A 22,767-nucleotide genomic window follows, 5' to 3' on the forward strand; every position below is an offset into this window, starting at 1 on the left:
TTCCTGATGGGGTGGGGTGATGCGCGGCGTTCATTGCGCGCGATGTCGGAACGGCATTGCGGACCAGCCGCTGAACACCGCGTCGCGGCCCAGCGACTCCTCGATGCGCAGCACTTCGTTCCACTTCGCCATGCGCTCGGAGCGCGAGAAGGAACCGACCTTGAGCTGGCCCGCGTTCCAGCCGACGGACAGGTGCGCGATGGTCACGTCCTCGGTTTCGCCGGAGCGCGCCGAAACGATGGTTCCAAAACCCGCCCGCCTGCCAGCCTCGAGCGCCGCATGCGTCTCGCTGACGGTGCCGGCCTGGTTGGGCTTGATCAGCACCGCGTTCGTGCAGCCGTCGGCTGCGGCGGCCGCCACGCGCGCCGCGTTGGTCACGAGAAAGTCGTCGCCGATGACCTGGCAGCGGCTGCCATAGGCGGCGGTGAACTGCCGGAACCCGGCCACATCGTCTTCGGCGAGCGGGTCTTCGATGGAGAGGATCGGGTAGGCATCGAGCCAGTTGCCGAGCATCGCGATCATCTCGCCGGTGTCGAGGCTGCGGTCATCCAGCGCGAGCGTGTAGCGGCCGTCACGGCCGAATTCGGAGGCCGCGATGTCGAGCGAAATGCCGACCTGCTCGCCCGCGCGCAGGCCCGCATCGGCGATGGCCTGCATCAGCGTGTCGAGCGCCTGTTCGTTCGAACCGAAGGCCGGCCAGTAGCCGCCCTCGTCGGCGACCCCTTGCAGCTTGCCGTGCTTCTTCATCAGCGCGCCGGCCGCAAGGTAGATCTCGGCGGTCCATTCGAGCGCCTCGCCGAAGCTGCCGGCCGCGGGGCACATCACCATGAAGTCCTGCACATCGACGCGCCGCGCCGCATGCGCACCGCCGCCGAAGATCTGCACTTCGGGCAGCGGCATGCGCACCGGGCCATCTCCAGCGAGATGGCGCCACAGCGGCAGTCCGGCGGCTGCAGCCGCGGCGTGGAGCACCGCCATCGAGGTCGCCACGATCGCGTTGCCGCCGAGGCGGCTGCGGTTCGCCGTGCCGTCGAGCGCCACCATGCGCGCGTCGATGCCGGCCTGGTCGCGCGCATCGAGCCCTTCGATCGACGCCGCGATCTCACGCATCGCAGCAAGCGCCTTCCCTACGTCCAGCCCGCCCGAAGCGCGGACCGCCGTCGCGCAGCTCGAGCGCCTCGCCGCTGCCGGTGGAGGCACCGGCGGGTGCGATGGCGCGCGCCACGGTGCCGCAGGCCAGCGTGACCTCGGCTTCCACCGTCGGGCGTCCGCGTGAATCCCACACGCGCCGCCCGTGCAGGCGCGTGATCCTTGTGTCATTCATGAATGTTCCCTGTGTCGGATGGGCTGTCGTTGCGTGCCGCGGCCGAAGCGCCGATCAGCACGAAGGCGAGCGTCGCCGGACGCTCGCTCCTGTTGCGCCATGCATGGCGGGTGCCGTGCTGCACCACCACGTCATGGCGCCAAAGATGCGTGGAACGTCCCTCGTCGAGCTCGATCCAGATCTCGCCGTCGAGCACGACGGCGTAGTCCATGGTCGGCGTCGCATGCATGCCGTCAGGCTCGAAGCACTCCGCCAGGCCGGGGCTCACGGCCAGGTTCTCGGCGGCCGCCGCAGCCGGGTCGAACGCGCGCGCCGCGAACACGCTGTCGGGCGGGAACGTGACGACCAGGAAACGCGTGGCACCCGCGGCGGGAACGATGCTGGCCACCGCGGCGGTCGGATCGGCGCCATCGAAGGGCAGACCCGGCACCGGCGCGCTGGCCCACACCAGGCGCGACACCATGCCCGGCACATGCTGGAAGACATGGGAGCGCGGCACGTCGCAGTCGAGCGCGATCTCGGACGCACCCGTCTTGTCGTGGCCCGTGACGACGCGGCGGATGGCCAGGGGCGCGACTTCGCCCGATGAGGGATCAGACGCCAAGATAGGCCTCCCGGATGCGAGGATTGCCGAGCAGCGTGTCCGCTTTTCCCGAGGCCACGATGCGGCCCTGCTCGATGACATAGGCGTGGTGCGCCATCTCCAGCGCCTTGTGGATGTTCTGCTCGACCAGCAGCACGGCCACGCCGCGTTCGTTGATCGTGCGGATGATCCGGAACATGTCGTCGACCACGGCCGGCGAGAGGCCGAGCGAGGGCTCGTCCATCAGGAGCAGCCGGGGCCGCGCCATCAGCGCGCGGCCGATCGCCACCATCTGCTGCTGGCCGCCCGACATCGAGCCTGCGATCTGGTGGCGGCGCTCGCCGAGGATCGGAAAGAGCGAGAACACCCTTTCGAGCGAGCCTTCGCCCGAGGCCCGAGCGTCGGCGCGCCAGCCGCCGAGCTGGAGGTTCTCGAGAACGGTCATGTGCGTGAACAGGCGCCGCCCTTCGGGGACGATGGCGATGCCGTGCCCGCACACGCGGTGGCTCGGGACCTTCGCGATGTCCGTGCCGTCGATGCGGATCTGGCCCTCGCGTGCACGCAGGATGCCCGCGATGGTGTTGATCAGCGTGCTCTTGCCCGCGCCGTTGGGCCCGACCACGGCCACGATCTGCCCCGCGGCAACATCGAGCGATGCCTCCCAGAGTGCAGGCGCGTCGCCGTGGGAGACATGGAGGTTTCGTACTTCAAGCAGCATGGGCGGTCCCCAGGTAGGCGCCCACGACGCGGGGGTCCTGCATCGTTTCGCGCGGGAGCCCGAGGGCGAGCAAGGTGCCCTGGTCGAGCACCGCGATGCGGTCGGCCAGGGCCACCACGGCGCGCATCAGGTGCTCGACGAAGACGATGGTGGTGCCGTCCGCCCTGATCTTGCGGATCATCGCGATGGCGTGGTCGACCTCGGTCGGGGTGAGGCCGCACAGCACCTCGTCCAGCAACAACAGGCGCGGCTGCGCCGCCAGGGCACGCGCGAGCTCGACGAACTTGCGCTCGTGCAGGTTGAGTGCGGGCGGCAGCACGTCGGCCTTCGCTTCGAGACCGGTGAACGCGAGCCAGCGGCGCGCGAGGTCGTCGGGACTCTCGCTGCCAGCGTCCTGCGTGCCGCCGAAGAAGGCGCACAGCCGCACGTTCTCGAGCACCGTGAGGTGATTGAACAGGCGCGGGATCTGGTAGGTGCGCGCGATGCCACGGCGCGCGACCTCGTGCGGCGCCAGGCCGCCGATCGATGCGCCGTGCAGCTCGATGCTGCCGGAACTCAGCGGAAAGTGGCCGCTGATCATGTTGATCAGGGTCGACTTGCCGGAGCCGTTGGGCCCGACGAGCGCGAGGATCTCGCCCTCCTCGACCTGCAGGTCGACGCCCTGCAGCGCGCGGATGCCGCCGAAGGACTTCGCTACTGCGCGGCATGTCAGCAAGGGCCGTGCGGTGGTGGCTTGCGGCTTCATCACGACGACGTTGCCCGGCTCGCTCGCCGACACAAGTGCGGGTGCGGATACGGGCGCAGCGTTCCTGCGTGGGGCGAAGCGGCCGAACAGGCTGGGCGCGATGCCCTCGGGCAGGACCAGGATCACGACCACGAGTGCGAGCGCCACACCCGCGCGGCCGAGCTCGGCGTGCCCGCCGCCGACGAAGAGACTCAGTGCCACGGTGATCAGCGCCGCGCCGATGGCCGGCCCCGCCCAGTGGCGCGCGCCGCCCAGGATGCTCATGAGCACGACGTACAGCGGCACGGTGATCGAGAAGGTTTCGCCTACCGTGACATACCCGACGTAGGCGGCCTGGATGGCGCCCGCGGCACCGGCAATGGCCGACGAGATGGCGAAGGCCGCGAGCTTGTAGTGCAGCGTCGGCACGCCCTTGACCTCGGCCACGTCCTCGTCGTCATGGATGGCCAGCAGGCCGGCGCCCAGGCGCGAGCGGAGAATGCGGCGCGAGACTGCGAGCGCGGTCAGTGCCAGCACGAGCCCCAGCAGGTAGATGGCCCCCGGCACCGTGGTGCCGAGCTGGGGAATCGAGACATTGCTGAGGTAGACCCCGCCCCCGCCATCGATCGGCGTGTTGGAGATCACGGCCGCCAGCACGTAAGTGACCGAGAGCGTGAGCAGCGCGAAGAATTCGGCGCGCAGCGTGTTGATGCGAAACACCACCCAGCCGATGCCCAGTGCGAGCGTTGCCGCGATGCCCGCCGCCGCCGGAATGGTCAGCAGGAAGGGCACGCCCCATTTGCCGGCCAGCGTGGCCGTCGTGTACGCGCCGGTACCGAAGAACGCCGCGTGGCCGAAACTCCAGTAGCCCGAGTAGCCGCTCAGGATGCCCCAGCTGCTGGCCAGCGCAATCCAGAAGAAGACGACGTAGAGGTACGAGAGGTAGAAGTCGGCAACGCCTGTGAAGGGCAGCGCGACCAGGCCGGCCACGGCCGCCGCCGCCGCTGCGCGTGCGTGTCGTGGGCTCAGAGCCATCTGGGCCTCCACAGCAAGAGGAGGATCAGGATCGAGAAGGCCACGAGCGGTGCCCAGGCGGGGTTGACCGCTGCCATGGTCACCGACTCCGAAACGCCGATCAGGCAACCGGCCGCCAGCGCGCCGAGCGGGCGCGCGAGCCCGCCGATGATCACCACCGCGAAGACCACGCCGATCCAGGCTTCGATCTGCGAAGGCGCGAGCGTCGAGGTCAGCGCGATGAACACGCCCGCGACGCCGGCCGACGCCGCGCACAGGCCGGCCAGCAGGTACGAGAGGCGCTTGGCGTTGATGCCGAAGGCCGCTGCGATCGGGCCGTCGTGCGCGGCTGCGCGCAGCGCCTTGCCCAAGAGCGTGCGGTTCAGGCCGGTCCAGGCGGCGGTCGCAAGCAGCGCCGCGCAAGCGAAGGCGGCAAGCTCCAGCACCGGCACGAACAGCGGCCCGATGCGCAGCGACGACTGCGCATAGCCGGACTCGAACTTGCGGTAGTCCGCGGACCAGAGCCACTGGATCAGCGACTCGATGAGGATGGTGATGCCGAAGGTGACCAGCATCGACGCGAACTCGCTGACCTGGAAGCGTACGAACAGCGCGTGCAACGCAATGCCGGCAACGAAGAAGGCCGGCACCACGACCAGCGCCGACAGCCACGGCGCAATGCCGAACTGCGTTCCGAGCTGGTAGGTGAGGTAGGCGCCGAGAAAGGCCAGCGCGAAGTGGCTCAGGTTGACGAGGCGCAGCAAACCCCAGCTCACGCTGAGGCCGAGCGCGAGCAGCCCGTAGATGCCACCGAGCAGCAAGCCCCCGATGGCCGATTGGGCGAGCAAGGTCGCGCTCATGGCGAGCTCCTTGTGCCAGGCCGCGCAAGCGGTGCGGATTCGTTCATGAAGTTTGTCTCCTTGTTTGTGCTAACGTTTGCGCATATTCTGGCAAACGCGCATCCTGCTTGTCAACGGCTTTCAGAATAAACAGCTTGTGGAGCCTTCGTTGACAACCGGCATCTGGAAAGCTAACGTTAGCATCAGGCATTGGCCACAACGGAAAAAATCGGAACCACCATGCACATCGCCAGATACGCGTTGGACGAATGCGTCCACTACGGAATCATCGAGAACGAGGGCTCGATCGCTCGGCTGGAAAGCTCGCCGCTCGAAGGCCTGAAGCGCAGCGGCGCCATCGACTCGCTCGCGGCCGTGCGGCTGCTCGCGCCCATCGCGCAGCCGCGCGTGTTCGGCCTCGGCTACAACTACGTCGCGCATTCCCACGAGGTGGGCAAGGCGGTGCCGCAGCGGCCCGTGCTGTTCATGAAGCCGAGCACCAGCGTGATCGGTCCGGACGCGTCGATCGTCTATCCCGACGACGGACAGAACATCCACTTCGAAGGCGAGCTCACCGTGGTGATCGGCCGGAAGGCGCGCCACGTGTCCGCGGCCGATGCGCTGGACCATGTGCTCGGCTACACCTGCGGCAACGACGTGAGCGACCGCGTGCTCCAGCGCAGCGAGAGCGAATTCGGCTGCCTGCTCGCGGGCAAGGGCTACGACACCTTCGCGCCGATGGGGCCGGTGATCGCCACCGGGCTGGACCCGTCGCGGATCGGCATCGTCACGCGCGTCAACGGCGCGGTGCGCCAGAACGGCACGACCGCGGACCTGCTCTTTTCGGTGCCGGAGATCATTGCCTACCTGAGCCGGTACATGACCCTGCTGCCCGGCGACATGATCATGACCGGCACCCCCGCGGGCGTGGGTCCGATCCAGGTGGGCGACACCATCGAGGTCGAGATCGAGGGCATCGGCATCCTGCGCAACGGCGTGGTCGCGGAAGATCGCGGCAGCGCGCCGCGCGGGTAGCGGGCGGCCGGGGTCGAAGCCGGCCTTGAGGGTGTACGGCTTCGTCATCGCGGTGCCCTTCACTCAGGCGAAGGACGATGACTCAACGCACCGTGTCCGCGATCCAGCCGAGGATGAAGTCGGCGACCTGCAGGTTGTTCCTGTCCTGCATCATCATGTGCGAGTTGCCCTTGAGGCCCACGTCGGGAAGCCGCACCAACGTTGCCCTGCCGCCTTCGAGACGGTTGATCCGCTCGACCACGGCCTTGCGCGCCTCGTAGCGCGGCTGGCCTGTGAAGACGGGTGCGTCGAGGTGGTCGCCGAACAGCTCCAGCACGGGAACACCGCGGTAGGCCGCAACCTGCGCGTCGGTGGGAAGAACCGACTGCGCGCCCTCGATGTTGACGACCGCCTTGACCAGGGCCGGACGCAGCCCGACCAATGCATCGGCAAAGGGCCCTGCGAGCGAGTGCACCACGACGATGGCGGGCCCGATGTCGTCCAGCAGCGCTGCCAGCGCCGGCGGCGCGGTGCCCATGCCGCCGCCCTCCAGCAGCGCCTCGGCGAAGGGCACGCCCTGCGCGGCGAATTTCGGGAAGGCCTCGACCGGGAACTGGGAGTCGGGATACGCCGTGCCGTGCGACGGCCCGAAGCGAAAGAGCGGCCAGGCGAGCTCGGCCGTCACCATCAGCACGCTGGGCGGCAGCGCAGAGACGTTCCCCTCTGCCTTCGCTTCGTTGATGGCTGTCGCATTGAAGCCGGAGCGCCCGCGCCCGGGCGTGTCGACGACATAGACGGCATGGCCCTTGCGCGCGAAGTAAGTCGCCCAGCCTTCGCGGCCGTCTGGCGTCGTCTCGTAGCTCATGCCGCTCAATCCGCCGCCGTGCACCAGCACGATGGGGAGCGCGCTGGTCCGGACGGCGGGGATGCGGTAGTGCACGTACATCTGGTTCACCATCACGGTTCCCGGCCGGGCCGGGCCGGCCGGCGACACGCCGGGGTACCTGGACGCGGCGGGCTTTGCATGGACGAAGAACATGCCTTCGTCCGAGAGGGCCAGCGGCCCGCCGAGCGAGGCCGCCGCGGCCGTCCCGACGCTGGTGCAGCCGACCACCAGCGCACAGGCGATGGCCGCGATCTTTCCATCGATATGAAGCATGAAGAGTCTCCGTCGTGTTCGTGGTGGTGCACGAATTAGAGGTCTTCGGATGCGGTGCGTCCAACGAGGAAAGCAACTGAACTCATTGGGTCTGCTCATCGGCGAGCCTGCGCCAGGGCACCGCCATTTCGTGACGTATTGCTCGAAAGCCGCGTTTAAAACGTGAACAACTGTCACATCGGAGCAGGCGCTGATAAATTTTCCTTCCGCCCTTGTGCGGGTCCGGCCATTGGGTACAGCGCGCGCCGGCCACGGAGAATCGAATGCCGCTCATGTTCCTGGCGAGGCTTCTTCGCACCCCCCTGCCCGTCCAGGTGGTCCAGCCGGAGGAAATCCGGCATGTGTCGGTGCTGATGGCCACGGGCTTGGTCGAGGCGAAGATCGCCCCCCTCCAGCGCACCGGCTTCTACGCCGAGCCGGTCACCGCAACCGTGGAGCGCATCACCGAGGAGGGCCTGGCCGAGCTCGCGAAGATGGGCGACCTGCCGAAATTCGCCAGGACATCGATGAAATTCGCGCGGGGTCTGCGCTTGATGTGAGTCGGCCTTTCGCGGCCTTGCCGGACTCTCCCTAGCCCAGCGCGTCGTTCACCTGTTCGCGGAATTCGGTCAGGCTGACCGCCGTGCCGAGCTCTCGCGGCAACGCGTCGCGCACCGAAAAGACGCCGAGGATCTTGGTCCCCGCCACCAGCGGCAGATGGCGAAAGCCCCGTTCCAGCATGAGCACCACGGCGTCGGACACCAGCGTTTCGGGCGGCACGCAGATGGGGTTGGGCGTCATGACTTCGCGCACCGTGGTGCGGTCGGGATCGAGCCCCCGGGCCAGCACGCGGGTCATCAGGTCACGCTCGGTGAGAATGCCCAGCAAGGCGTCGGGCAGCTCCATCACGAGCACGCTGCCGCAGCTCGCGCGCGTCATGACGCACGCGGCGTCGCGCGCGCTGGCCTGCGGGCCCAGGCTGATCACGTGGCTGCGCGAGATCGATTGGAAAACGGTGCGCTCGGACATGGTGCGCCCTCCATGGGAAGGATGTGAATGGTGCCGCTGCCCGCGGCTCAGCGCAAGGAGGCGTTGAGCCGCTCCAGCGCCTGGGCGCCGGGACACAGCTCGGCCGTCCCGAGCGCATTGAGTGGCCGGTCGCAGGTGTTGAGCGCGGTGTGCAGGTCGGTGGCCAGCGGATCGACGTAGAGCAGGCCGGTCACCACCTCGCCCATCTCGTGGTGGCGCTGCATGTAGGCCATGGCGGCATGGCGATCGCCGGGGTCGTAGCCGGGGTGCAGGCTGCGCAGGCGCAGCAGCGTGCCGTCGTGCTGGCGCACGTCCATCACGTCGCCCGGTTCGATGTCGACGGCGATCTCTTCCCGCGCGCTGATGAAGTCGATGCGGCTCACCGCCTCGTTGTGCTCGCGCACGTAGTCGTAGCTCTTGGTGCTGCCGGGGTGGTTGTTGAACGCGACACAGGGGCTGATCACGTCGATGAAGGCGACGCCGCCGTGGCTGATCGCTCCCTTGACCAGCGGCACCAGCTGCGCCTTGTTGCCTGAGAAACCGCGCCCCACGTAGCTGGCGCCCAGCTGCAGCGCCATGGCCACGAGGTCCACCGGACTGTCGGTATTGACGACGCCCTTCTTGCTCTTGGAGCCCTGGTCGGCGGTGGCCGAGAACTGGCCCTTGGTGAGCCCGTAGACGCCGTTGTTCTCCACGATGTAGGCCATGTTCACGCCGCGCCGCATGGCATGGGCGAACTGGCCGAGCCCGATCGACGCCGAATCGCCGTCGCCCGAAACGCCCAGGTACAGCAGGTCGCGGTTGGCCAGGTTGGCGCCGGTCAGCACGCTGGGCATGCGGCCGTGCACGGTGTTGAAACCGTGCGATGCGCCGAGGAAATAATCCGGCGTCTTGGAGCTGCAGCCGATGCCCGAGAGCTTGGCGACGCGGTGCGGTTCGATGTCCAGTTCCCAGCAGGCCTCGATGATCGCGGCGGAGATCGAGTCGTGGCCGCAGCCGGCGCACAGCGTCGAGATCTTGCCTTCGTAGTCGCGCCGCGTGTAGCCGACCTTGTTGGTGGCCAGCGTGGGATGGCGCAGCCGCGGCTTGGCGAGGTAGGTCATGCAGGCTCCCCGGTATGGGTGGTGGCAGCGCCGGATGCCTGCGCCTGCAGGTGCGATCCGATGGCCCCGGCGATGAAGCGCGCAGTGATGGGCGTGCCGTCGAAGTGCAGCACCTTCACCAGGCGCGCGGGATCGATGTCCAGTTCGTTCACCAGCAGGCTGCGCATCTGGGCATCGCGGTTCTGCTCGACCACGAACACCTTGGCGTGCCGCGCCAGGAACCGGGCCACGCTGTCCGGAAACGGAAAGGCGCGCAGCCGCAGCGCATCGAGGTGGATGCCGCGCGCCTCCAGCGCTTGCAGCGCCTCGTGCATGGCGGGGCTGGTCGAACCGAAGTAGATCACGCCCAGGGCCGTTTCCTCGGCGGCCGGGCGGAGCACCGGTTGCGGCACCAGCCTGGCCGCGGTCGCGAACTTCTTCAGCAGCCGCTCCATGTTGTAGATGTAGTCCGGCCCGCGCTCCGAATAGCGGGCGTAGGCGTCGCGCGTGGTGCCGCGCGTGAAGTAGCTGCCCTTGCTCGGATGCGTGCCCGGCAGCGTGCGCCACGGAATGCCGTCGCCGTCCACGTCCTTGTAGCGGCCGAAGTCGCGTCCGGCCTCGAGCTCTTCGGCGCTCATCACCTTGCCGCGGTCGTAGGCCTTGGCATCGTCCCAGTCGAAGGGCGCACACAGGCGCTGGTTCATGCCGATGTCCAGGTCGGTCATCACGAACACCGGCGTCTGGAGGCGGTCGGCCAGGTCCAGCGCCGCCGCCGCATGCTCGAAGCACTCGTGCGGATCCTCGGGGAACAGCAGCACGTGCTTGGTGTCGCCGTGCGAGGCGTAGGCGCAGGCCAGGATGTCGGCCTGCTGCGTGCGTGTCGGCATGCCGGTGGAAGGGCCGCCGCGCTGCACGTTGATGAGGGTGACGGGAATCTCGGCGAAGTAGGCGAGGCCGATGAATTCGGCCATGAGCGAAATGCCCGGCCCCGACGTGGCGGTGAACGCCCGCGCGCCGTTCCAGCCGGCACCGACCACCACGCCGATGGAAGCCAGTTCGTCTTCCGCCTGCACGATGGCGAAGCGGTGCTGTCCGGTGGCCGGGTCGACGCGGAATTTGGCGCAGTACTTCTGGAAGGCCTCGGCCACCGACGATGAAGGCGTGATCGGGTACCACGCCGCCACCGTGGCGCCGCCATACACGCAGCCCAGCGCCGCAGCGCTGTTGCCGTCCACGAAGATCCGGTCGCCCACGCGGTCGGCGCGGCGAACCTGGAGCCCCAGCGACTCGCGCAGGTTCTCCCGCGCGAAGTCGCAGCCCAGGTGCAGCGCCTGCACGTTGGAGGCAAGAAGCTTTTCCTTGCCCTTGTACTGCTCGCCGAACAGCGCCTCGATGACCTGGGGCTCGATGCCGAGCAGGATGGCCAGGGCGCCCACGTAGACGATGTTCTTGAACAGCTGGCGCTGGCGCGGATCCTGGTAGACCGCGTTGCAGATCTCGGTCAGCGGCATGCCGATGACGCGGATGTCGCTGCGGAATTTCGACGGCGGCAGCGGCCGCGTGCTGTCGTAGAAAAGGTAGCCGCCAGGTTCCAGCTCGGCCAGGTCGGCGTCCCAGGTCTGCGGGTTCATGGCCACCATCATGTCGGTGCCGCCGCGCCGTCCCAGGTGGCCCGCTTCGGTCACGCGCACCTCGTACCAGGTCGGCAGGCCCTGGATGTTGCTGGGAAAGATGTTGCGCGGGCTCACCGGCACGCCCATGCGCAGGATGGCCTTGGCGAACAGCTCGTTGGCCGAGGCCGAGCCCGAGCCGTTGACATTGGCGAACTTGATGACGAAATCGTTCACCGCCTCGATCTGCGGGACGGCACTCATGACGCCACCCCCTGCCCCGCCGGCGTCATCTTCAGCAGGAACTTCTGCATGTCCCAGGCTCCGGTGGGACAACGCTCGGCGCACAGCCCGCAGTGCAGGCAGACGTCCTCGTCCTTGACCATCACGCGGCCGGTCTTGAGTCCGCCGGACACGTACAGGTCTTGCGCAAGATTGAGTGCGGGGGCCTTCAGCCTCGTGCGCAGCTCGGCCTCCTCGCCGTTGGCGGTGAAGCTGATGCAGTCCATCGGGCAGATGTCCACGCAGGCGTCGCATTCGATGCAGGCGGTCTCGTTGAAGACGGTCTGCACGTCGCAGTTCAGGCAGCGCTCGGCCTCCTTGAAGGCGGTGGCGGCGTCGAAGCCCAGCTCCACTTCCACCCGGATGCTGGCCAGCGCCGTCTCGGCCTTGGCCCAGGGCACCTTGTAGCGCAGGTCGTTGGAGGTGTCGTTGTCGTAGCTCCACTCGTGGATGCCCATCTTCTGCGACACCAGGTTGGTCATGGGCGCGGGCCGCACGTACACCGGCTCGGCGCGCAGCAGCTTGTCGATCGACACCGCGGCCTCGTGGCCGTGGGCCACGGCGGTGATGATGTTCTTGGGACCGAAGGCCGCATCGCCACCGAAGAACACGCGGGGCACGCTCGACTGGAAGGTGTTCTCGTCGAGCACCGGCAGGCCCGACTTGCTGTCGAAGGCGATGCCGCAGTCGCGCTCGATCCACGGGAAGGCGTTCTCCTGGCCCACAGCCACCAGCACCTCGTCGCATTCGAAGAAGGCGTCCGGTTCGCCGGTAGGCACCAGCGTGCGGCGCCCGTGTTCGTCGTAGGCGGCCCGCACGCGCTCGAAGCGCATGCCGACCAGCCTGCCCTCTTCGCTGACGAAGGCCCTGGGCACATGGAAGTTGATGATCGGAATGCCTTCGTGCTGGGCGTCTTCCTTCTCCCAGGGCGAAGCCTTCATTTCATCGAAACCGCTGCGCACGATGACCTTCACGTCGGTGCCGCCCAGGCGGCGGGCCGATCGGCAGCAGTCCATGGCGGTGTTGCCGCCGCCCAGCACGATCACGCGCCGGCCGATGCGCGTCACGTGCCCGAACGAAACGGAATTGAGCCAGTCGATGCCGATGTGGATGGCAGCTGCCGCCTCTTGGCGGCCGGGCAGCTCCAGGTCGCGCCCGCGCGGCGCGCCGCAGCCGACGAAGATCGAGTCCCACCCCTCGGCCATGAGCGCCGCCATCGAGCCGATGCGGGTTCCGCCGCGGAAGTCGATGCCCAGGTCGAGGATGTAGCCGGTCTCCTCGTCGATCACCGATTCCGGCAGGCGAAAGCGCGGAATCTGCGTGCGGATGAAGCCGCCGGCCTTGGCGTCGGCGTCGAACACCGTCACCTCGTAGCCCAGCGGGGCGAGGTCGCGCGCGACGGTGAGCGAGGCCGGGCCCGCGCCGATGCACGCAATGCGCTTGCCGTTGCTGGGTGCGAGCGTCGGCATGCGCGCGCGCACGTCGTCCTTCATGTCGGCTGCCACGCGCTTGAGCCGGCAGATCGCCACCGGCTCCGGATCCTGCGCGTTGCTCTGTTCCACGCGCCCGCGCCTGCAGGCAGGCTCGCAGGGCCGGTCGCAGGTGCGCCCCAGGATGCCCGGGAACACGTTGGAAGCCCAGTTGATCATGTAGGCGTCGCTGTAGCGGCGCTGCGCGATCATGCGGATGTATTCGGGAACGGGGGTGTGCGCCGGGCAGGCGTACTGGCAATCGACGACCTTGTGGAAATAGGCCGGGTTCGCAATGTCGGTTCGCTGCAAGGCGTGCCTCCTGACAGTCGCCCGGAACCCCGAGAGGGGCCGGCGGGCGGCGTGCCGCGAGTATGCGCCGCACGTGCGGCCGCAGAGCCTTGGTGAAATCCCGCAGCGGTGGCCGAGGGCATCGACGCCGCCACGCTGAACCTGGGGCGGCGTTCTCGGACTAGGCGTTCCAAGGCCTGGGCGCGCACCTGGACTGGATGGGCCTGGCTGGGATGACGGTCTTCCGCAAGGTCGACCGCGTGTATCCCGCGAACTGGAAGCTGACGGTCGACGCCTTCCTGGAGGGGTATCACATCCGCATGCTGCACCGCGACACCATCTATCCGTTCTTTGCCGACGCATACACGGTCAACCTGATGCCGGGCCGCACCAGGACTTGCTGGTGGCGCGGCGAGCCGCGTTCGAGAGTTCGAGGTGCCGAAGGAACGCGAGGCGCTGTGCAGGCTCGCCACACAACAAATACACTAACGGCAAAAGCTTAGGAAAACCAGCACCAACGCAGCGCTGACCTCGAGCACATGCAAGCTAAGAATGCACTTCACCAAAAAAACAAGTCGCCCGCCGTTAGCGTATTTTTCATGTCGTCCCTCCCCCTCTTTCCCGACCCCCCAGGCGAATCGCACCAGGATGCCTTCGACGCCTGGCTCGCTGCGCAGCAGGGCAACGGCGCCCTGCGGCAGCCCTCTTCGATTGCGGTCTATCGCGACATGTGGGGCAGCTTCACGGCCTGGTGCCTCGGCCAGTCGCCCGCGGTGACGCTCGCGTCGCTGGACAAGAGCGACCTGTCGGCGTTCCAGCAGGCGCGCTTCGGCATGAAAAGCGACGACCTGTCGCTGTCGCCGCGCTATGCGCTGCGCCTGCTTCGGCTGATCGACAGGGTGATGCGCCACCATGCCGAGACCCGCGGTGTTGCGCCCAACACCGCGGCCGCCGAGTGGATTGCGACACAGCCCGAGGTGCGCTATGCGGATTCCACGCGCGCGGACCCGCTGCCGGAATTTCTCTCGGTGTCGGAGGCGAGGCATCTCATTACCTTCCTGTCCAATGCACGGCCGCGTCCCGGTGCCCGGCATGGCCAGGCAGCGCTGAGCTGGCAGGCACTGCGCAACCGCGTGGCGGTCGCCCTGCAGCTGGGCGCGGGGCTCGCGCCCGGTGACGTGCGCGTGCTGCGGCTCGACGCGCCGACTTCGCACATCGCCGGCCGCCGGCAACGCCCATGGAAGCTCGCAGTTCCGGGCAACGGCAACTCCCCGGCGCGCGAGGCGCCGCTCGCACCCTGGGCTGGAGAGCTGCTCCAGCATTGGCTCGCAGTGCGGGCCGAGGCGGCGATCGCGGGCGATTTTTTGTTTCCGGCCACGCGCACCGGCAAACCCTGGAGCAAGGAGGCGCAGTACGTGGCCGCCAAGCAGGTGCTCGAAGAGGCCGGCATCGAGGCTGCGGGCGGCGGCTCGTTCCTGCTGCGCCACACCTTCGCGCTGCGCCAGTTGCGCCGGGGCGCCAAGCTCGACCAGGTGGCGCACTGGCTCGGCATCGAACCCGAGGCCATGGGCAAATACCAGCGCGTGCTCACGGGCCCCGCGGAAGTCGTCTGAGGAATCAGCCGGTCACTGTTCGGGCCGGCGCCACAGCCAGACCGCCACGGCCGCCATGAAGACCGGAGCGCCGATCTTGACCGCCACCGGCGCGGCCGTGACGAGCAGCACCACCGTGCTCAACAGCATCATCGCGCTCGCGGTCCACTTCGCGCGGCGCGGCACCGCGCCCGCTTCGCGCCACCGCCGGACGTAACCGCCATAGCGGGGATGTTCGAGCAGCCAGCGCTCCAGCGCAGGCCAGCCGTGCCCTGCTGCCCAGGCAGCCGCCAGGAGAAAAGGCACCGTCGGCAGGAGCGGAAGAAAGGCGCCGAGCAACCCGAGCCCGACGAGCACCAGCGCCAGCACACGCCAGAGCAGCTTCGCGACGGGGCCGGGAAGCCTCATCGGAAGCCGTGCTCGCGGAAGCGGCCCCGGGGAGAACTGCGAAAGGGGCATCGGTGGATGGTAAGCCCCGTTCCGCCGGGGTCCGCGCACGCCGCAGAAGGTCGTCGAAGACCTGACGAAGCGCCCGGAAAGTAGCCATGTTGCAAGAGCACGACAGCCACAGACACCCGCGATCTGTGACTTATTACCGAAGTTCACCTTTACGCAGATTACATTTAAAAATGAGAACTTAAGAACTCACACAAATGTCATCCTTTAGTTACACTCCGGGCTCCCGAACGTCAAAAACTAGGCCCAAAGCATTCATTGTCATGAAAAAATTTCTTCTGATCGCCGCCGCAGCCGCCGCCCTGGCCCCCTTCGCCAGCCAGGCCGAGTCCAATTTCGTGACGGGCTCCGGCTCGACCACGCCCCCCGCCAACGCCAAGCTCGACTTCAAGATCGTCGTTCCGAAGGTGCTGTTCCTGCAGGTCGGCACCGGCACCAGCATGGCGAGCAACACCACCGTGGATAAGCTCACGTTCACCGTGCCCGCCAACGGCATCGGCGGCGGCACCGCGGTGGCAGCCACCGGCGGCGACATCTCCGCCAGCGCGGTGACGGTTCGCGTGCTCGGCAACAGCGGCGACGTCAGCCTGTCCAACGCGACCACGGGTCAGCTCAGCAACGGCGTCAGTGGCGACCCGACCGTGCCATGGACCGACATCACCGTGACGGCCGCCGCGCTCACGACCGCCACGCCCGGCTACTCCACCACGGCCATTGCCCACCCGGCATTCAATAACGGCACGACGGGCGGCTCGTCGGCCGTGGCCATCACGCTGCCCGCATCGGGCGGTCTCGTTCGCCGCGAAGGCAGCTGGACCTTCGCGTACGCCAACACGACGGTGATGCCGGCTGGCACCTACGGCGACACGGTTGCGAACAACGGCCGCGTCACCTACACCGCCACCGCCCCCTGAGCGCCCGCACGTCCATCCGACAAGCGGCTCCCCCCATGCGATTGCGTGAAGGCAAGGCCAGTCCCGCCTTCGCGCAGCGCCAGGAACGCGGCATGAAATCCTCGCCCATCCCGTTGTCCCATGCCAAAGGCGTCCTGATCGGATTCGCCCTGGTGTGCGGCGCCTGCCTGCCAAAGGCGCACGGCTTCACCGTAGGCATCTCGCCCGGACAGCGCGCGCTTTACCTGCAGGTGGGCGTGGGCTCCATGTCGGGCGGCAATTTCAGCAACGGCGGCACGCCCGGCGACAACCCCACGGTCAACAGCGCATCTGTCACGGTTCCGGTGGCGCAACTGGGCACCGGTACACCGCAGCCCATGACGACCGACAGTCCCGTCACCGCGAGTCCGTGGGCGGGTGCTGCCTTCTGCACCTCGCCCTCGACCACGGGGCAGGTGTACGTGGGCGGCTTCTTCCGCCGGCCAGGACAGGGTGCAGGGGGCAACCAGGCCATCCTGTCAGTCACCGTGCCGGCCGTCCTCACAAGCACCAGCGGCGACACGATCCCGTTCAGCCGGATCGCGTGGACCTCTTCCGGCAATGGCGACGCGACCGCGACCATCCCGAGCGGCACTTTCGTCGGCGGCTCGCAGGATCTGCTGACGATCGGCCGCAACACGTGGTTCGAGAGCTGCCTCGCGTTCCGCTACCTCAACACGGAGATCGTTCCGGCAGGCACCTTTACCGGCACGGCGACCTTCACCCTGACCGCACCATGAGCGCCCGACACACGCATGCCATGCTGGCCGGCCTGTTGGCCCTGGGCGCGGTGCTGCCCGCCGCTGCCGCCACTTTCCGCATCGACGACACGGGCACCTTCGCGAGCCAGCCGGTCACGCCGATGCGCTGGCGCCAGCTGGCCCCCGGCCGTGCCGGCGACCACACCGTGGAGGGCCGCGTTCCGGTGCAGCTTCGGCTCAACCTGTCGTCGTGGGTCGGCCGGCCTGCCCGCATCTACCTGTCGCTGGCGCCCACCGATGGCGAACAGCTGGTCGCCACGTGGCGCACCCAGGGCCGCCTGCTTCCGGGCACGGTCCGCGGTGGCGGCCGTACGCTGGTGTTCGACGGTCTGGTGCGCGACGCTTTCCTGCAGGAAACCATCGTGATCGATCTCACGGCCGACGGCCGCCAGCTCGAGCACGCGCAATCCCTGCAATTCTTCTTCGAGATCGAGGTATCGCCCTGATGCGCCGAGCCGCACTTTCCTGCCGTGGCCGCCGTGCGGCTATTTTCCTGCTTGCAGTCCTGGCCATGGCCACGACCGCCCAGGCGCAGTTTTCGCTGGCCGTCTCGCCGCCGCGGTTCGAACTGTCGACCCCCCCCGGCGAGCGCGTGCGCGACGTGATCGAACTCACGCACCGCGACACCCCATCGGGCGCCTACAAACTCAAGACCGCCGACTGGACCTTCCGGCCCGACGGATCGGTCGATTTCAGCGACGAGCTGTTGCCCGGCAGCTGCCGGCCCTGGGTGGCCATCGAGCGGCGCGAACTCACCATCACCTCCGGACGCCCCTACCGCTTCCGCTTCGAAGTGACGCCGCCGGCGGGCACGCCTCCCACCGAATGCCGCTTTGCGGTGCTGATCGAAGGCCAGCAGCCTGCCACCGCCCCCGGGGTGCCGATGGCGCTGGGCGCACGCATCGGCGTCATCGTCTATGTGGCCGTGGGGAACGTGGCGCCGGTGCTGGAAATCGTGGGCGCCTCGGTGCGCACGGTCGACGGCCGGCCCGCCCCCGTGCTGAAGATCCGCAACACCGGCAATGCGCATGGCCGCCTGGCCGGTTTTCTCTCGGGCACCGACGCGGGCGGCACCTCGCTCGAGCTGCAGGCCGCCACCACCCCCATCATGCCGGGCGAGACCCGCGACATCGCGCTCGCGGCCAACAAGCCGGGCGAGGCCGAAAACGCCGTCGCGGTGCGTTTCCCGGTCACGGTCACCGGCAAGCTGGAGTGGGGCAAGAGCGGCTCGCTGCCGATCAATCAGCGATTCGCTCCATGAAGCGATGGCTCCGTAGCAGCGCCCTCGGATTGTGCGGCGCGGGACAGGTGCTGGCCGGCACCCCGGCATGGGCGCAGGCCCAGGCGGCGCACTACGTCGATCGGGTGCTCGACGACAGCCCGCAAGCGGCACCGGCCGACGAAGCCCGGGAACAGGGCAGCGGCTGGCCGCGCGGCTGGACCGTCGAAGGGCAGTCCACCCAGCAAAGCGGTGATTCGCGCGCACGAAGCCATTCGCTGCTCTTCTCGGGCTACCTGGACACGCCGGACTACGGCACCCTGTCCGCCAACCTGAACCTGAACCGCGATTCGGTGCCGGTCAGCGGCATCGCGCTGTACGGCACCACCGGCACGCCCCTGACGCAGGTACCCTACAGCTACCGCAACGGCAGCACCTGGCGCATCGACCAGCGGGCCATGCCTTTCAACGGCGGATGGTTCGGCAACAACAGCATCGGCAACATCAACATGGCGAGCACGCCGCTCGCCCGCGGCGTCGGCCGGGTCTACCTGCCCAGCCTGCCGATCGAAGGCGCCTCGCTCAGCATCGAACAGCCGGGACGAACCACGCTGAATGCATCGGCGGGCCGGCTGGGCTATTTCGACGGCATCTCGTTCCAGGGCTTCTCGTCGGGGCGGGGAACCGCGGCGGGAGCCGGTGCCCAGACCCAGCTGAGCGGCAGCAACGGCGCCTACGCCCTGGGCCGCACCGATGCGGCGGTCCAGCTGGTGGAAACGCGCAATTTCAACGCCAATGGCGTGCCAGGCTACGCCCAGGACACCCGCTCCGTATGGAGCGCCGTTTCATGGCAGGGCGTGGCGCCGTGGGCCGAATCGGTGGGCAACGGCTATGGGGGCGTCGGAGAACGCGTGGGCGGCCTGCGGATCCAGGCCAACCTGGCGCACAGCAGCGGCCAGCCTTCCGATGCCTTGTCGCGCGCGCCGCGCGACTCGGGCACCGGCGGCTGGGTCGATGCAAGCTGGCGCACGCAGCTGATGCAGCAGAGCGCGTCGGTCTTCTACTTCCAGCCCTCCTTGCGCTGGGGCGGCGACTCGCTGCCGAGCGACCTGCGCGGCGCCTCGTGGCGCGGCGAGGTTTCCACCCGCCAATGGCAATTGGGCGGCAACATCGAGGTGAGCGACAGCGTGAGCGGGCTCCAGCGCCGCTCGCTCTACGGCAATCTTTTCGGCCGTTATCGGCTGGACTCGCGCGACTCGATCTCGGCCAACGTGGCGGCGCGCACCGGCAACTATGCGGCACAGTCGGCACAGTTCACCTGGGAGCACAAGTCCGACTGGGGCTACACCCAGTGGCGCACAGACGTTGCGCACGGCACCGACCTGCGCGTGCTGCGCACCGGCGTGGACCACGCCTGGAGCGTGAGCGAGGACCAGACGCTCTCGACCTCCCTGGCCTACGAGCAGTCGCGCCAGTCCGGCGTCGAATCGCGCGCGGTGCACTGGGGCGTGCTCGGCACCACGCCGCTCGCCGCCGGCGCGCGGCTCGACCTGAGCCTGCGCGGCAGCAACGGCATCGTCGGCACCGATTCGCGCTTCCTGAGCGCCAATGCACGCCTGAGCTGGCCGATCGGACAGGGCTGGTCGTTCATCGCGCAGTACGCGGCGGCCCGCGGCCAGGAGTCGCTCAATCCGGCCGTGGTGTCGGCCCTGGCCACGGCCCTGCAACAGGCGGTGCGCGTGCTTCCCTCGAACCGCTCGTTCATGGTGGCGCTGCGCTACGAGAGCCGCGCCGGCGTGGCCAGCGCGCCCATCGGCGGCCACCCCGGCGCAGGCGCCGGCAGTCTCGAGGGCTATGTTTTCTTCGACCAGAACAACAACGGGCTCCGGGAAGCCAGCGAAGGCGGCGTACCCGGCGTGACGGTGGTGCTCGACCGCGGCTACGTGGCCCGCACCGATGCGCAGGGCCGCTACAGCTTTCCGTCCGTGGCGGCCGGCAGCCACCAGATCGAGCTGATCCAGGACAACCTGCCGCTTCCTTGGAGCAGCGCGGGTTCCGCCGCGCGGCGCGTGAACGTCTACGTGCGAGACGCCGCCCTGACCGACTTCCCGATCCAGAAAGAACGCTGATCCGACGAAAGGCAGTTGCACGCGCACCTGCTCCGGTATTTACTTGCTCCCGACGGACTTCATATCATTGAAGCCGTCTGCCGATATACGAAGGTCGGGCATCTCCGAGATGCCTTCAGTCCAATGTCTTTCGGGGAGGGAGCCTTATGTCCGGGAACAGGATATCGACCGGGGCGTGCCTGAAGGGCGCCCTGTGTGCCTTGCTGCTTCTGCCGCCTCTGTGCGCGGCGGAAACCATGCTCGGGGGCGGCCGCGCCACGGGCCAACTGGGCTTCAGGGTGGACGTGCCCGCGGTCATGCGCGTGCTGCAGGTCACACCGCTGGCGGACGGCCACGAATACCGCATCTGGACCAACACCCGATCGGTCTCCTTCAACGGCCGCGAATTTCGTTTCTCCAGGGTGGGCGAACACACGCTGAAGGTGCCGTCGTCACCCCAAGGGACGTTTCTCGTTCACGGCCTCTGAGGCCACCGGGCCGGGCACGGCGCCCTGGTAGAGCGGCAGCCAGAGCTTGAAGCGCGTTCCGGCGCTGCCCGATTCCCAGCTCACCACGCCGCCGATGGCCGAGGCGCGGCGCTGCTGGTTGCGCAGCCCGCGGCCGCTTCGGCGCAGCGCTTCATCGACCGCGAAGCCCGCGCCGTTGTCTTCGATCACCACGCACACGCCCTGTCCCTCCACGGCCGTGCTGAAGCAGATGACGGTCGCGCGCGTGTGGCGCAGCACGTTGGCCACGCCCTCCTGCATGATGCGCAGGATGTGCAGCGCACTGCTCGGGTCGAGCCAGGGCAGCGCGGGCACCGACTGCACCTCCCAGCGCAGCGCCAGCCCGGCGCTCTCGATGCGAGGCGCCAGCCGGAAGCGAAGGGTTGCCAGCAGCAGCAGCAGGTCGGCGTCCACGCTCTCCATCGAGTCGATCGCCAACTTGAGGTCGTCCATGCATCCCTTGAGCACACCGGTGATCTCGGCATCGCTCAAGGTGCCCTGCTCCACCGAGCGGATGGCGCTGATCAGCGATGAACCCAGGCCGTCGTGCATGTCCTGCATCAGCCGCCGGCGCTCCGCACCGAGCATGTGCTCGTTCTCGATCACCCGCATCCGCTGGTAGCTTTGCTCCAGTTCGGCTTCACGCGCCTGCAGGCGCTCGGCCAGCCCCATGTTCAGCCGCCCCACTTCGGCGAACGCGCCCGTGTAGTGCTTGAACATGATGTACGAGAAGACGAAGAACAGGCTGATGATGGCGTAGGGCGAGGTGTAGACGCTCTCCGGACTGACCAGGTTGTTCTGCAGCAGGCCGTCGTAGGAGGTGAACACCAGGGCGAACACCGCCCAGCCCGCCACCAGCCTCCCTTCGGGCAACCTGGCGCGCAGCGCCTTGCGCAGGTTCACTGCAAAGATCAGCACCGCCATCGGCAGCACCATCAGGTTGAGCAGCGGCGTGACCAGGTACAGGCTTGCGAACGACGTCTGAGGCAGCGTCGAGATGCTGCCGGCTGCCGCCAAGGCCACCGACAAGCGCGTCAGCCAGCGCGAGGGCTGCTGGTGCAAGTGCTGGAGGAACAGGTGGATGAGAATGATCAGCCAGAGCAGGGAGGCCACCGTGATCCACTCGAACCAGTCGTCCGGGACCGGCAGGTTGTCGCCGCTCACGAAATAGTGAAGCGTGCGCAGGAAAGCCGTGGCCGAGATCGCAAAGAACAACAGGTAGAGCGATTCGCGCCGCCGGCCAAGCCACACGGCGAACGCGAAGGCCCCCACCGCCAGGAACGCGGCGCTGCCCATGAAGGGCAACTGGACCTGCAGCAACTGGCGGACCTGGTAGCGCCAGTTGAGTGGCCAATGGTCGCCCACCCAGACCGTCGAGAAGCCGCTCCCGCTGCTGCGCAGCCGGTCGACGCGAATCAGCACCGATGCGGGCGACAGCGTATGGGCGGTCGCGTTCAACGGCAACAGCAGCGGGCGGTTGTAGCCGTTGTGCACCGGACTGCCATGCGAGTGGTAGAGCAGCGCGCCGTCGCCGTACACCGCGATCTGGCCCAGGGTTTTCCAGCGGGGAAGGTACAGGAAGCGTGGTCGTGTCGATGGCGCGAGCGCCGCCAGGTCGATGCGGTACCAGTCGGTGACGGTTTGCACCCCCGCGGACGATGTGGGCACGAGTTCGCGCCCCGATGTATGAGGAAGGCCGACCGTCTTCCAGCCGTCGCTCGGCAGCTTCGCATCCTCTGCACGCCGCGGGGGGGCAGAATAGCCCGACCCCGCAACCGACAGCAGCTCGGCGTGGATGATGTGCAGCGTGCTGTCGCCCTGCTGCACCTCGTCCGCGGCGGGTGGCTCATGGGCATGCGCAACCTGCAAGGCGACCAGCGGCAACGCGAGCCACAGCGCCGCGATCCAGCGGCCAGCGAGCCGTCGACCTTTGCCGCCACGCGTCATGAAATGCTTCTGCCGCCGGGGCTCGCATCCCCCGCCACCATCGCGACGCGACGCGTTGGGTCGCCAGGGACAAGGGGAGACGCTTTCATCAGGACACAATTATGTCTCCGCGCCTGCGCGAGCAGGGTC

The 22,767-nt window shown here is 68.2% G+C and carries 23 protein-coding genes; 10 read left to right on the forward strand and 13 right to left on the reverse strand.

Annotation, left to right across the window (positions count from 1 at the left end; translation table 11 throughout):
- Positions 1–30: 30 nt before the first annotated feature.
- The 6 genes from eno to ABID97_RS28030 are packed head-to-tail and all read right to left on the reverse strand — an operon-like array spanning position 31 to position 5,223.
- Positions 31–1,110 carry a phosphopyruvate hydratase gene (gene eno / locus ABID97_RS28005; protein WP_354402657.1) on the reverse strand — a complete coding sequence of 360 codons (1,080 nt, stop codon included), beginning with the start codon at positions 1,108–1,110 and terminating at the stop codon, positions 31–33.
- Positions 1,103–1,324, reverse strand: coding sequence for a hypothetical protein (locus ABID97_RS28010; RefSeq protein WP_354402659.1), 222 nt, complete (start codon positions 1,322–1,324; stop codon positions 1,103–1,105). The genes eno and ABID97_RS28010 overlap by 8 nt, the downstream gene beginning before the upstream one ends.
- Positions 1,317–1,928: a cupin domain-containing protein gene (locus tag ABID97_RS28015; RefSeq protein WP_354402661.1), complete on the reverse strand. Its 612-nt coding sequence runs from the start codon at positions 1,926–1,928 to the stop codon at positions 1,317–1,319. The genes ABID97_RS28010 and ABID97_RS28015 overlap by 8 nt, the downstream gene beginning before the upstream one ends.
- Positions 1,918–2,625, reverse strand: coding sequence for an ABC transporter ATP-binding protein (locus ABID97_RS28020; protein ID WP_354402663.1), 708 nt, complete (start codon positions 2,623–2,625; stop codon positions 1,918–1,920). The genes ABID97_RS28015 and ABID97_RS28020 overlap by 11 nt, the downstream gene beginning before the upstream one ends.
- A complete protein-coding gene (locus ABID97_RS28025) occupies positions 2,615–4,384 on the reverse strand; it encodes a branched-chain amino acid ABC transporter ATP-binding protein/permease (RefSeq protein ID WP_354402665.1) in 1,770 nt (589 codons plus the stop codon). Before ABID97_RS28025 ends, ABID97_RS28020 begins: the two co-directional genes overlap by 11 nt.
- Positions 4,375–5,223: a branched-chain amino acid ABC transporter permease gene (locus ABID97_RS28030; RefSeq protein WP_354402667.1), complete on the reverse strand. Its 849-nt coding sequence runs from the start codon at positions 5,221–5,223 to the stop codon at positions 4,375–4,377. The genes ABID97_RS28025 and ABID97_RS28030 overlap by 10 nt, the downstream gene beginning before the upstream one ends.
- 219 nt (positions 5,224–5,442) lie before the next feature.
- On the opposite strand from ABID97_RS28030, the gene ABID97_RS28035 reads away from it, so the two are divergent.
- Positions 5,443–6,237, forward strand: a complete 795-nt coding sequence (locus tag ABID97_RS28035) for a fumarylacetoacetate hydrolase family protein (RefSeq protein WP_354402669.1) — start codon at positions 5,443–5,445, stop codon at positions 6,235–6,237.
- Between the two features lie 82 nt (positions 6,238–6,319).
- On the opposite strand, the gene ABID97_RS28040 is transcribed toward ABID97_RS28035, so the two are convergent.
- A complete protein-coding gene (locus ABID97_RS28040) occupies positions 6,320–7,375 on the reverse strand; it encodes an alpha/beta hydrolase family protein (RefSeq protein ID WP_354402671.1) in 1,056 nt (351 codons plus the stop codon).
- A gap of 263 nt (positions 7,376–7,638) precedes the next feature.
- Here ABID97_RS28040 and ABID97_RS28045 point away from each other — a divergent pair, with 263 nt between their 5' ends.
- Positions 7,639–7,914, forward strand: a complete 276-nt coding sequence (locus ABID97_RS28045; RefSeq protein ID WP_354402673.1) for a hypothetical protein — start codon at positions 7,639–7,641, stop codon at positions 7,912–7,914.
- Between the two features lie 31 nt (positions 7,915–7,945).
- On the opposite strand, the gene ABID97_RS28050 is transcribed toward ABID97_RS28045, so the two are convergent.
- The 4 genes from ABID97_RS28050 to ABID97_RS28065 are packed head-to-tail and all read right to left on the reverse strand — an operon-like array spanning position 7,946 to position 13,138.
- A complete protein-coding gene (locus ABID97_RS28050; protein ID WP_354402675.1) occupies positions 7,946–8,383 on the reverse strand; it encodes a CBS domain-containing protein in 438 nt (145 codons plus the stop codon).
- A 47-nt stretch (positions 8,384–8,430) separates the two neighbouring features.
- On the reverse strand, positions 8,431–9,486 hold the full coding sequence (locus ABID97_RS28055) for a 2-oxoacid:ferredoxin oxidoreductase subunit beta (protein ID WP_354402677.1): 1,056 nt from the start codon (positions 9,484–9,486) through the stop codon (positions 8,431–8,433).
- On the reverse strand, positions 9,483–11,339 hold the full coding sequence (locus tag ABID97_RS28060; RefSeq protein WP_354402679.1) for a 2-oxoacid:acceptor oxidoreductase subunit alpha: 1,857 nt from the start codon (positions 11,337–11,339) through the stop codon (positions 9,483–9,485). The genes ABID97_RS28055 and ABID97_RS28060 overlap by 4 nt, the downstream gene beginning before the upstream one ends.
- Positions 11,336–13,138: an FAD-dependent oxidoreductase gene (locus ABID97_RS28065; RefSeq protein ID WP_354402681.1), complete on the reverse strand. Its 1,803-nt coding sequence runs from the start codon at positions 13,136–13,138 to the stop codon at positions 11,336–11,338. The genes ABID97_RS28060 and ABID97_RS28065 overlap by 4 nt, the downstream gene beginning before the upstream one ends.
- 212 nt (positions 13,139–13,350) lie before the next feature.
- Between ABID97_RS28065 and ABID97_RS28070 the strand changes: the two genes are divergently transcribed.
- Together ABID97_RS28070 and ABID97_RS28075 are read left to right on the forward strand one after the other, a co-directional pair.
- Positions 13,351–13,620, forward strand: coding sequence for an SRPBCC family protein (locus ABID97_RS28070; RefSeq protein WP_354402683.1), 270 nt, complete (start codon positions 13,351–13,353; stop codon positions 13,618–13,620).
- 96 nt (positions 13,621–13,716) lie between these two features.
- The gene (locus ABID97_RS28075; RefSeq protein WP_354402685.1) at positions 13,717–14,730 is read left to right on the forward strand and encodes a tyrosine-type recombinase/integrase; all 1,014 of its coding nucleotides are present in this window, start codon (positions 13,717–13,719) and stop codon (positions 14,728–14,730) included.
- 12 nt (positions 14,731–14,742) lie between these two features.
- Here the strand turns inward: ABID97_RS28075 and ABID97_RS28080 are convergent, their stop codons facing one another.
- The gene (locus ABID97_RS28080) at positions 14,743–15,117 is read right to left on the reverse strand and encodes a YbaN family protein (RefSeq protein ID WP_354402687.1); all 375 of its coding nucleotides are present in this window, start codon (positions 15,115–15,117) and stop codon (positions 14,743–14,745) included.
- Positions 15,118–15,428: 311 nt separating this feature from the next.
- Here ABID97_RS28080 and ABID97_RS28085 point away from each other — a divergent pair, with 311 nt between their 5' ends.
- The 6 genes from ABID97_RS28085 (at position 15,429) to ABID97_RS28110 (ending at position 20,673) form a co-directional block, all read left to right on the forward strand.
- Positions 15,429–16,079 (forward strand): hypothetical protein, encoded by a 651-nt coding sequence (locus ABID97_RS28085; RefSeq protein ID WP_354402689.1) that lies wholly within the window; start codon positions 15,429–15,431, stop codon positions 16,077–16,079.
- A 35-nt stretch (positions 16,080–16,114) separates the two neighbouring features.
- On the forward strand, positions 16,115–16,837 hold the full coding sequence (locus ABID97_RS28090) for a hypothetical protein (protein ID WP_354402691.1): 723 nt from the start codon (positions 16,115–16,117) through the stop codon (positions 16,835–16,837).
- Entirely contained in the window at positions 16,834–17,304 is a 471-nt protein-coding gene (locus ABID97_RS28095) for a hypothetical protein (RefSeq protein WP_354402693.1), read from the forward strand. The genes ABID97_RS28090 and ABID97_RS28095 overlap by 4 nt, the downstream gene beginning before the upstream one ends.
- A 65-nt stretch (positions 17,305–17,369) precedes the next feature.
- Entirely contained in the window at positions 17,370–18,119 is a 750-nt protein-coding gene (locus ABID97_RS28100; RefSeq protein ID WP_354402695.1) for a hypothetical protein, read from the forward strand.
- On the forward strand, positions 18,116–20,206 hold the full coding sequence (locus ABID97_RS28105) for an SdrD B-like domain-containing protein (protein ID WP_354402697.1): 2,091 nt from the start codon (positions 18,116–18,118) through the stop codon (positions 20,204–20,206). Before ABID97_RS28100 ends, ABID97_RS28105 begins: the two co-directional genes overlap by 4 nt.
- Positions 20,207–20,406: 200 nt before the next feature.
- Entirely contained in the window at positions 20,407–20,673 is a 267-nt protein-coding gene (locus ABID97_RS28110; protein WP_354402699.1) for a hypothetical protein, read from the forward strand.
- Here ABID97_RS28110 and ABID97_RS28115 read toward each other — a convergent pair.
- Entirely contained in the window at positions 20,638–22,638 is a 2,001-nt protein-coding gene (locus ABID97_RS28115) for a sensor histidine kinase (RefSeq protein ID WP_354402700.1), read from the reverse strand. The genes ABID97_RS28110 and ABID97_RS28115 overlap by 36 nt on opposite strands.
- Positions 22,639–22,767 lie beyond the last annotated feature (129 nt).

The organism is Variovorax sp. OAS795, from assembly GCF_040546685.1.
Classification (GTDB): domain Bacteria; phylum Pseudomonadota; class Gammaproteobacteria; order Burkholderiales; family Burkholderiaceae_C; genus Variovorax.